This is a genomic window from Alistipes sp. CAG:29 (assembly GCF_000435435.1).
GTDB lineage: Bacteria > Bacteroidota > Bacteroidia > Bacteroidales > Rikenellaceae > Alistipes > Alistipes onderdonkii.
In genome coordinates this window covers 1-9,199 of sequence record NZ_FR893460.1, presented here as the reverse complement: position 1 = coordinate 9,199, position 9,199 = coordinate 1, and the positions used below count along the sequence as shown (strand labels likewise).

The window sequence follows — 9,199 nt, the reverse complement described above, 5'->3', positions numbered from 1 at the left end:
AGAGCTTTCTCGTGCGCTGCCAGTGGCAGGAGAACAGCCACTGGTACGAATGCTCCGGCTCTCCGCAACCGCTTTTCCACAAGGACAAAGAAGGCAAGCTCTCCGAGGAAGCCTCCTTTGAGCTTACGCTGAGGGGGAACACGGAGGCCAACAGCCTGACGCCCTACCGCCGTGACAGCAACGGCTTCTACCGCCTGACACTGGACGCTCCCGATATGGGCTTCGGCATGAACGCCTACTACCGCCTGTTCTCCGAAGTGATGATGCACAACGGACGGGAGAAAAAGAAGAATTGGAAACCCGTACCCGAACAGCCGCAAGTACCGATGCTTAGCGACGTGACTTTCGGCTACAAGTCCGAGGAAACGATTTGGCCGGGCGACGGCTGCCTGTACCGTTTCACGGGAATAAACGGTTATGAGCAATGCTTGTCCTCTTATGAACCGGCTCCGACATTCCAGCCCGAAATGGAATATCCCTCCCTGCTGGTGGGACTGGATGACATGGGCGACACGAACCGTGTACGGCTCTATCTCGACCTGCGCTATGCCGTGCAGGACTGGAAACCGGTCAGGGAACAGTCCGGTTGCGCCTTGACCATCGGCAGGTACATGGGAAACGGCATCTGGAAAAGAGTGCCGGAGGAGGAGGTGCTGTGCGAGGAAACGGACGGTTTGACCCGCAGCGGCTTCATTGAGGTAAGTGCTTCGGGAAAGGAGAAAGGGAACGGGCTGTGGCTGCGGTTCGCTTTCAAGGACGGAAAAGTTCCGGAAAGCACGATTGTGAACGGCATCTATCTGAACTGCTTCCGGGTAACGGCTGAAGACGGCGACGGCAACGCCCTGCCTGCCGGGACGATACAGGCTCCGGCAATGGCGGACAGCCGCATCCTCACCGTGACCCAGCCCATGCCGGGCAGCGGAGGCAAGCCTGCCGAGACGGAAGCGGACACGGGTGTCAGGCAGCGCATCCGCATCTCCTCACGCAACCGCGCCGTATGTGGCGGCAACTACGAGGAAATGATACTGGAACGCTTCCCCGAAATAGAAAAGGCATGCTGCATCCCGGATGCGGGAGAGGACGGCGGCGTACATGTCGTGGTATTCCCCAAACCTGAGAAGCGGAAATACCCGTCCCTGCCTGGATGGAAACTGTCGGAAATAGAGCGGTTCATTCGGAAACGAAGAAGAGGCGGGTTCTTCGGAAAATACCCCCCGCCGTTCGCGGCGATACATGCGTTCAACCCCGTGTACGAGCCGCTGAAAATAAGTTTCAAGGCGGTACTAAAACCGGACACATGCGACCCCGGCAGCGTGAAACGGCGCACGGAAAGGCGTATCCGCGTATTCTTCATGGCGTGGTATATGGACGGCAGGCTGCCGGATCTGGGTGTGCGGTATTCATGCGACGCGCTTCTGTCCCGCATCGTCAACGACGAGTGCATCGGCGATTTCATCTCGCTGGATATCACCACAGGAGACAGGACGTATCGCATAACCGGAGAAGGCGGCAGGGACGACCTGATGCTTTCCGCCGCGGGCGACTGCGGGGTGCTCTATGTGGAGGAACTCGACGTGAAACTGGTCAATGGCCGTTCCGGCGTGGGCGAAGCGGGAATCGGGACTGGGTTCGTGATAAGATAGGACTATTAAAAACAAGATACGATGGACAGCAGATACAGGGACAGGAAAACATTGAAATCGTACTTCCAGCGGGGAGACAGCCCCACGGAAGACCAGTTCGCCGAACTGATAGACTCCGTAACCAACATACACGAGGACGGGAAGGTGACAGCCACAGCCTCCGACGGCGTGCGCCTGTTTCCCGCGGGCAAGAGCGGCGTGGCAGCCACCGTCTTTACCGACGACCCCGACCAGGGCGGATCGGAACCGTTGTGGCGGATTGCTCTCGACGGCGAAAACGGCCTGAGAATACAGGATGACAAAGGCAAAACGGTGCTGACGATAGACCGCGACCGTAACGTCACCGTGGAGGGCACGCTGAAAGCGGCCGGATACCTCTCGGGGAAAGACGGGGAGGAAGAGAGTCCCGGCTCCGGCATCCTGAAGATAAAAGCCGACGGGTTGTGGCACGACCTGCCCGTGGAAGATGCGGCAGGACAACCGGCTGACAGATGCAGGATGTACCGCCTGTCCGTCTGTTACCTGAACAGGCATAGCCGCACGTACTCCGCATGTGAAGCCGTCGCCTCGCATTCACAAGGCCGGAAACGGCGTGTCCGTTCTTCCCGGAAACACTGGTGGGGCTGGTCTGGCCGTGTCAGGATACGCTGGCAACGCACGGGCGGGAAAATCCGTCTCCAGATAAGAAGCCGGTGGACAGAGAGCGGTGCGGAGGCCATCTACTGCCGTATCGAAACCCTCTGGGAATTATAGGAGACCGCGCCTATGGATAAAAGACAACTATACATCACCCGTCCGCCCGAAGGGGAGGAACTCTACACGGAACTGCAACGGCAGACACTTACCGAACTGCAACGCCTCTCAGGAGAAGTGTGGACGGACTATAACTCGGGCGATCCAGGCGTGACCATCGCCGATGCGGCGAACTACGCCCTAACGGAAATCGACTACAAGCTGAACTTCGCGCCAGAGGATTACCTTGCCGGTAGAGACGGCACATGGATGGGAGAAAGGTACGGCCTCTTTCCCGCAGGAGTGGTGTATCCTTCTGCGCCGGTCACGGCAGAGGACTACCGCCGGGCGATACTGACCCGTTTCCCGATGGTGGAGAATGTAAAGGTCATACCTGACAGGCATGGATGGTATGATGTCAGCCTGCGCCTCTCCCCGTTCTTCCGGAACGACCGTACCGTGGAGGACAAGGTACGCGGTTTCCTGAACCGTCACCGCAACCTTTGCGAGCAGTTCGGGGAGATAAGGAGGGAACAGCCCGTGGAACTTTTCCTGCATGCCGACCTTGAAATAGAGACCGGTCAGGATGCCACGGAGATACTCGTGCAGGTGTACCGGACGGTGATGCAGTACCTTTCCGGCTCCGTGGAAATCATGCGCTCCACATCCGACAGCCTGCAGCCCGTGAGGGAGGACGAATGGTACGACGGGCCCGTGAAGGACATCCGGGCGGAGATTCCCGGACAGAAGGACACCGAAAACGAACTGTACTGGAAGCTCAAGGGCATACCGGGCATCGTATCGTTCAAGACCCTCTACCTGAAGGACAGGATCGGGCATCCCGTAACAGACTTCAGGGAAGGCTATTCGCTCCACATACCCGAAGACTTCGGGGACGTAACCGTAAGGATGGGGCGGGAAAAGGCGGGCACGGACATCAAAGGCTTTCTGGAACGGATGCAGGCTGTATATTTCATGCGCGGCACGTTCCGTATGCGCCAGATTATGCAGAAAATGGAGGGGCCCGGCACCGAAATGACCGGAGACGGCAAACGCCGTGAAGCAGGGGAAAAGCAAGGAACCCCATACAAATCCACCTATCGTGACGTGTACGGCCACAGCCCGCTGGCAGGCGACCTGCCGTCGTGCTACGGCACGTCCGAAGGGGATTTCATGCGCGACACCCCAGCCGGACAGAAGGCGGAGGCGCGTAATTTCGGCAGCTACCTGAAACTTTTCGACCTGCTGATGCAGCGCGGACTGAACGAACTGAACGGACTGAAAAGGCTGCTTTCAATAGACGATGCGGACAGTACTCCCTCCCGTATGGAAACCCTGCCGGAGAAAGTACTTGGCCTGTCCAAGCCCAACGACAGGTACCGCCGCATCGAGGAATTACGGAACCTTTACATGGATTTCCTCGACAATCTGTACGGAGTGGACAGCGCCCCGGAGTGGCTGACGGAATTCTACTGCTACGGGCAGACGGCGGACGACCGCCTGCGCCGCAGGATGCGTTTTCTGAAAGCCCTTCCCGTCCTGATACGCGACCGTGCCCGCTCATTCGACCTGACGGGAACATTCGGCGGCGAAAACGTCCCGGTCGTGAAGAAGTACCTCTCCCTGCTGCTGGATTTCGACATCGACGAAGAAACGACCGTGGGCAATATCCTTCCGGGACATAATCTGATACTGATGGGCGACGGGGAGAAAGGGGAACGGCTGCGCGGACTGATGAGCTCGCAGATGATAAACGATGACGTGTTCATTTCCGAATCGGTGGAAGCCATAAAGGAGGACAATCCACCTCAGACGAAAGGGGAGAAACTGAAACGGGACGAGAACCTGAGGCGCAACCTGCCGATATTCAACTCGAACTGGATAAACGGCTCGCTGTTCCGTGAGGGAATCGCATTGGGCAACTACAATCTCGTGGGACTGGGCAACAGCGAATGGCTGCTGGTCTTCCGTGGCAGGGAGGAGGAGAAACGCATGAACCTCGGCCGGTCGGACAGCAGGGAGCAACTCACCGAATGGGCGAACACGCTGTGCCGCTACCTGCGTGAGCTGAACAGGCAGTGCGAGGCGGTGTATGTGGTGGAAAAGAGCCTGTTCACTCCGGCAGAGCCGTTCACGGTGCTGCTGGCGTTTACGGGCTGGACGGCAAGGACACATTCCCCACGGTTCCGCGAAGAGTGCACGCGGTTGGCACGTTCGGTAATTCCGGCACACCTGAAAATGGAGACCTGCTGGCTCGGCGCCTTGCAGATGCAGTATTTCGAGGACGGATATAAGAGGTGGCGAGAGAGCATAAGGGAGAATGCCCCGGCGGACATCCGTGCCAGATACCTGAAGAAGATGACGGATGCCCTCTCGATGGATTTCATCCCGGGACACAAAGGAGAGGGAAAAGACCAGGAAGACGGAACAGCACATAAGGAGGACAGCGTATGACCCTGATTGACAACATATCGTTCCGGTTCAGGATGACGGACGAGCTGTTCGCCAGGGAACTTTATGCGGACTGGGACGGCTTTTGTCAGCGTTGTGTCACCGATGTATTGGAAGAGTTCTTCTATCGGTACGACAAGAAAGATATTTATATGGAGATAGGCCGTCTGGACTTGGATTTGGGCGGCATACCGCAGGAGGAGTTCTACGGCAGCTTCCCCGTGCGGTTGCGCGAGGCACTGGAACGGGAGTTCCTGCGGCAGATTAAAGAGACGAAAGTCTTGCAGCCTTCATTCCCGGACGGTGCGGACAACAGGACATCTCTCGAAACGGACAAATCCCGTCTATATTCCCGTGAAAAACGGTTCGAAAATCTACTGCATTATCTGGAATACGGCTTCTGCATGCCCGAATGGGATGTGCGGGATTTCGACCTGCATGAGGAACTGCGGTATTTCAGGGATAAGGATCATGCGCAGAGGCTGTTGTTCGTGATTGCCTCCAAGCCCTATATCATGGAACGGCTGTACCTGCAAACGGATAGGGAACGTCTGGCGGAGATCCTGCCGCTTGGCGTATGGCTCCTGTCCCCGACACTCGGTCAATACGAGAAGCAGCGGTATCTGTCGATGGCGGTGGAAAGAGCCCCGCAATCCGTCATCCGCCTCATCCATGAGACAAAGGAGACATGCAGCACGGAAGCAATGGCGGAACTTCTTGAAAATCCCGCTGTCAGGCGTATCATGGCGGCCGAGACGGAAAACCATGCGGAGATCGACGTACCGGAATACTGGTACAGGCTCTACGGCTGGTTGTTGGAATACTACCCGTTCAACGGTGTGCCGATGTTCGGCGACAAACGGCATTTCCGGCTTCACCTGAACCGGCGGCTGCTGTCATTCATCCGGAAAAGGGACTACCACACCTATCTTTCCAAAGCGGAACTGACGGTGCAGTTCCTGCTGGAAGTATTCGGAACAGACTACTACCTGACGGTGCTGGACATCATCTACCACAACCAGCGGCTGAACGCCGACGGCTCGCCCGTTACCGGGGACAGTTACGCATGGGAACTCTACCATATGCTGCTGCAACTGTCGCTGATTAAGACAAGACAGGGAAAGGACGAAAATGCAGACCGCCAATCCGCAGGTGAGAAAGAAGATGAAATATCCCCGTATTCAGCCGCATCGGCCGTCCTAAGGAAGCATATCGCCTCTTTCGGGGAGTGGCTGGAGAATACGGAACTGCCCGAAAGTGCCAAGAGGACATTTCTCAGACGGCTTGTCAAAGAGGAACCGGAACTGTTGGTACGGTGGCTGGAAGCACAACCTAAACGACGATATATATCGCTGTTGGCGGATTTAATGGACGAACCGTCCGTGCTGCTACTCAACGGGCATGTCTCGCTGCAACTGTCGGAGGCGGTTTCTGCCGTGTCCCAAGTACTCTACGGGGCTTCCACGTCCGTCTCCTGGCTGAAAGGTACGGACAGTGCCCGGTTGACAGAGGCATTGCATATTGCGGTATTGGAGGGCATAGGTGCCGGAATGTTCCATACATCGGAATCCATTCCAATGCAGGTTGTACGGATTGCAGGACTGTTACACCAGGAAATCACGGGAAGGACGGTTGCATTTGCGGCAGCTTCATCCGGTGCGGTAGCAGCAGACGGCATTGATATTCCGGCATCGCTGCGGGAGTTTGTCTGTGCGGTTGCAAAGGGAACACCCCTGTTGATGAAGAATGAAAAAAACACCGATACGCGACGGCTCTCTGTTTTGCACACCGTTTTGTCGAAAGGAGATATTCCCGAAGAAGTCCAAAGGATGCTTGTCCTGCAATGGTTCGATATGTATCATGGCAAGGAAAGCGAACTGGTTCTCGCTTTGCAGTCGGAAAAGTTGCTGGAAAAGGTTATCGGCTTGCTTGATGACATCGTGCTTCGGCATATCGCAATGCGGTTAGCCGGATACGCATTCGGGACAGGCGGCCAGAATGCGGCAACTTCCGCAATGCAGTTCGCAGGTTTGCTTGTGGAGAATATCGGGAAGGTTGCGGGACTTGTCTCCCGTCCGGCAAAGGAACTGTGGCAGGCATTGTTTGTGTCACTTTCCTACGGGAATAATGATTCCGTTACCGTAGCGGCGGCTAACAATGTAGAGTTTGCCATACGGTTACTTTCCGCTATAGCAGGCAACGACAAGGTTAAAGTTGTCGTCGAGCTGTTTATCAGACAGTCGTCACAGACTTCATTATTTGCCGGAACGGCTTTGCTGATTCGGATACGGGAATATATACGTTCGAAAAAACTGAATACTTGCATATCGGAACCGACATACGGGGAACGGAATATTTCCGGAACAGCGTCAGAAAAGGTAATTTCTGAAATTACTACCGACAATCCGGAAGATGTAACAACGGCTTGCAGTGCAACAGCAGAGAAAGATTTGCCAATACAAACAAACGATATGGACTTGAACGAAGTCCGAACGGCATTTGAACAGCATTTGGATGACATTTCCGGAATTACCGAATGGCTGCGGAACAGAGCATTTTCTTCCGCACAGAAACGGGATGTGTTCCGCCGTTATATGAATGAGAATCCGGAAAATGCGATGCGTTTAGTGAAAGCGACTGTCACATCGGAAGAAAATACAGTTACCCTATGGGCGGAGATCACCGACAGAGAACTGTTTTCGGACTTTATCCGGTACACGGATAATACCCTTTCGGGAACCTTGATGCTGGTCATTAGGATTGTGGCACACACACCCATAGGGACGAATCTGTTTACGGGCAGCAGCGCGGAACGGGACAATTCCATAACAAAAGCCCTGCTGCTTCTGGTGGCTACGGGGCAGCGTATTGGTGATATGGATACGGAGGAAATTATCCGGCAGTTTCTTTCTCATTGGCACTATGTCCTTACCGGAAGCAAGGAATATACGGCTGCCGGCCAGGGGCAATGGAGAACGGCTGAAAGGCAAGTTATCAATACGGTCGCATCGGGTTCCCCGATAACAACCGGTGATGCCGAAACCGGTGCTTTCACAGAAACCGGCATGTCTTCAGTAACGAACCGGGAAGATAATCCCGATGAAGAAACATTCGATGATTGGGCGGCCTGGCTCATCTCCCCGTCTGTCAGCGACACGGCAAAGTCGCAGGTGTTGCGGCACTATGCCCGTTGGCAGCCGAAGCAGCTGTGGTCGCTTGTCCGTTATTCAACTGACGGTGCAACCGGGAAAAACATTCCGTTCCGGCAATGGAGCGGTTGGCTCGACAAGGAGGAATGGCTGGAGATGATCGGGGGTGTATCGTTCTCTTTGGGCGGGACATTGCTCCGAATCACAGAAGCCGTTTCGGATAAATATGAAGTTCCGGAATCCGTACTGTCGGAAGGATTGATCCGGTTTATTGCCGGTTATCCGGACGAACAGGTATCTTATGCAGATAACCGGATCATTGTCAGAAAGTATATTTCCACACTGGCTCCACTTGCATGGAAAGGTGGAATACCGGCACTTGTGCAGGAACAGGCAGGAATAACAGATAGTAACCACTCTGAACATAGGGAATCCGACAGAATTTTACCAACAAATAATCAATACACACAAGGCGATATGAAGAATAAAATTACCGGGACAGGCGATCCCGAATCCGGAAAACGGCCATCCGGGGCAGACCATAATACTGCTGAACGGCAACTTGCATTGGATAATATCATTAAAGAAGTGGAAACACGGCTGCACATTGCCGACAGCGAGCAATCATTGGAGGACGCGGTACAGCCGCAGTACATCGAAGTTCCGAATGCCGGGCTTTGCCTTCTGATAATATGGCTCCCCCGTCTGTTCAATATGCTCAGCCTGCTGACGGAAGACGGGAGCGATTTGAAAGATACCGAGGCACGTGTCAAGGCGATATTCATCCTGCAACGGTTGGTGACGGACGAGCCACAGGAATACAAGGAGCAGGAGCTTGCGTTCAACCGCATCCTGACAGGTTGTCCTTTTCAGGTACCGTTACCCAAGACATTGAAGCTGGCCGACTATGAGATAATGACCATCGAGTCAATGATTATCGGAATCAAGAATAACTGTGAGAAGTTTAAAAATATTTCGGCAAAAGGATTTCAGCTCAACTTCATAGAGCGTCCGGGCAGACTGGAACAACGGGAGGACAAATGGGTGCTGTATGTGGAAGGGCGCTCTTACGATATGCTGCTCGACTTCCTGCCGTGGTCGTACCGGCTTGTCCAGTTGCCGTGGCTGGAAAAGAGGATAAACGTCGTATGGCGCGACAAGGGAGAATTCGATTTTTGATCATATATAAATAAACATTAGTGTCCCGTTAAAATTGGGACGAAG

Annotated in this window: 3 protein-coding genes and 1 pseudogene; all 4 read left to right on the top strand. The window is 54.7% G+C overall.

The genetic code is table 11. The features are described 5' to 3' along the window. A pseudogene (locus tag QVP03_RS06895) lies at positions 1–1,643 on the top strand (hypothetical protein); the annotation flags it as partial. 21 nt (positions 1,644–1,664) lie between these two features. After that, a complete protein-coding gene (locus QVP03_RS06890) occupies positions 1,665–2,396 on the top strand; it encodes a hypothetical protein (protein WP_022332788.1) in 732 nt (243 codons plus the stop codon). 12 nt (positions 2,397–2,408) lie between these two features. Next, on the top strand, positions 2,409–4,829 hold the full coding sequence (locus QVP03_RS06885; protein ID WP_022332787.1) for a hypothetical protein: 2,421 nt from the start codon (positions 2,409–2,411) through the stop codon (positions 4,827–4,829). Continuing rightward, positions 4,826–9,154 carry a contractile injection system tape measure protein gene (locus QVP03_RS06880; protein ID WP_022332786.1) on the top strand — a complete coding sequence of 1,443 codons (4,329 nt, stop codon included), beginning with the start codon at positions 4,826–4,828 and terminating at the stop codon, positions 9,152–9,154. Before QVP03_RS06885 ends, QVP03_RS06880 begins: the two co-directional genes overlap by 4 nt. Positions 9,155–9,199: the final 45 nt, after the last annotated feature.

Excerpts from the sequence above, each read along its gene's own strand:
- QVP03_RS06885 (WP_022332787.1), top strand. The coding sequence starts at position 2,409 with ATGGATAAAAGACAACTATACATCACCCGTCCGCCCGAAGGGGAGGAA.
- QVP03_RS06890 (WP_022332788.1), top strand. The coding sequence starts at position 1,665 with ATGGACAGCAGATACAGGGACAGGAAAACATTGAAATCGTACTTCCAG.
- QVP03_RS06880 (WP_022332786.1), top strand. The coding sequence starts at position 4,826 with ATGACCCTGATTGACAACATATCGTTCCGGTTCAGGATGACGGACGAG.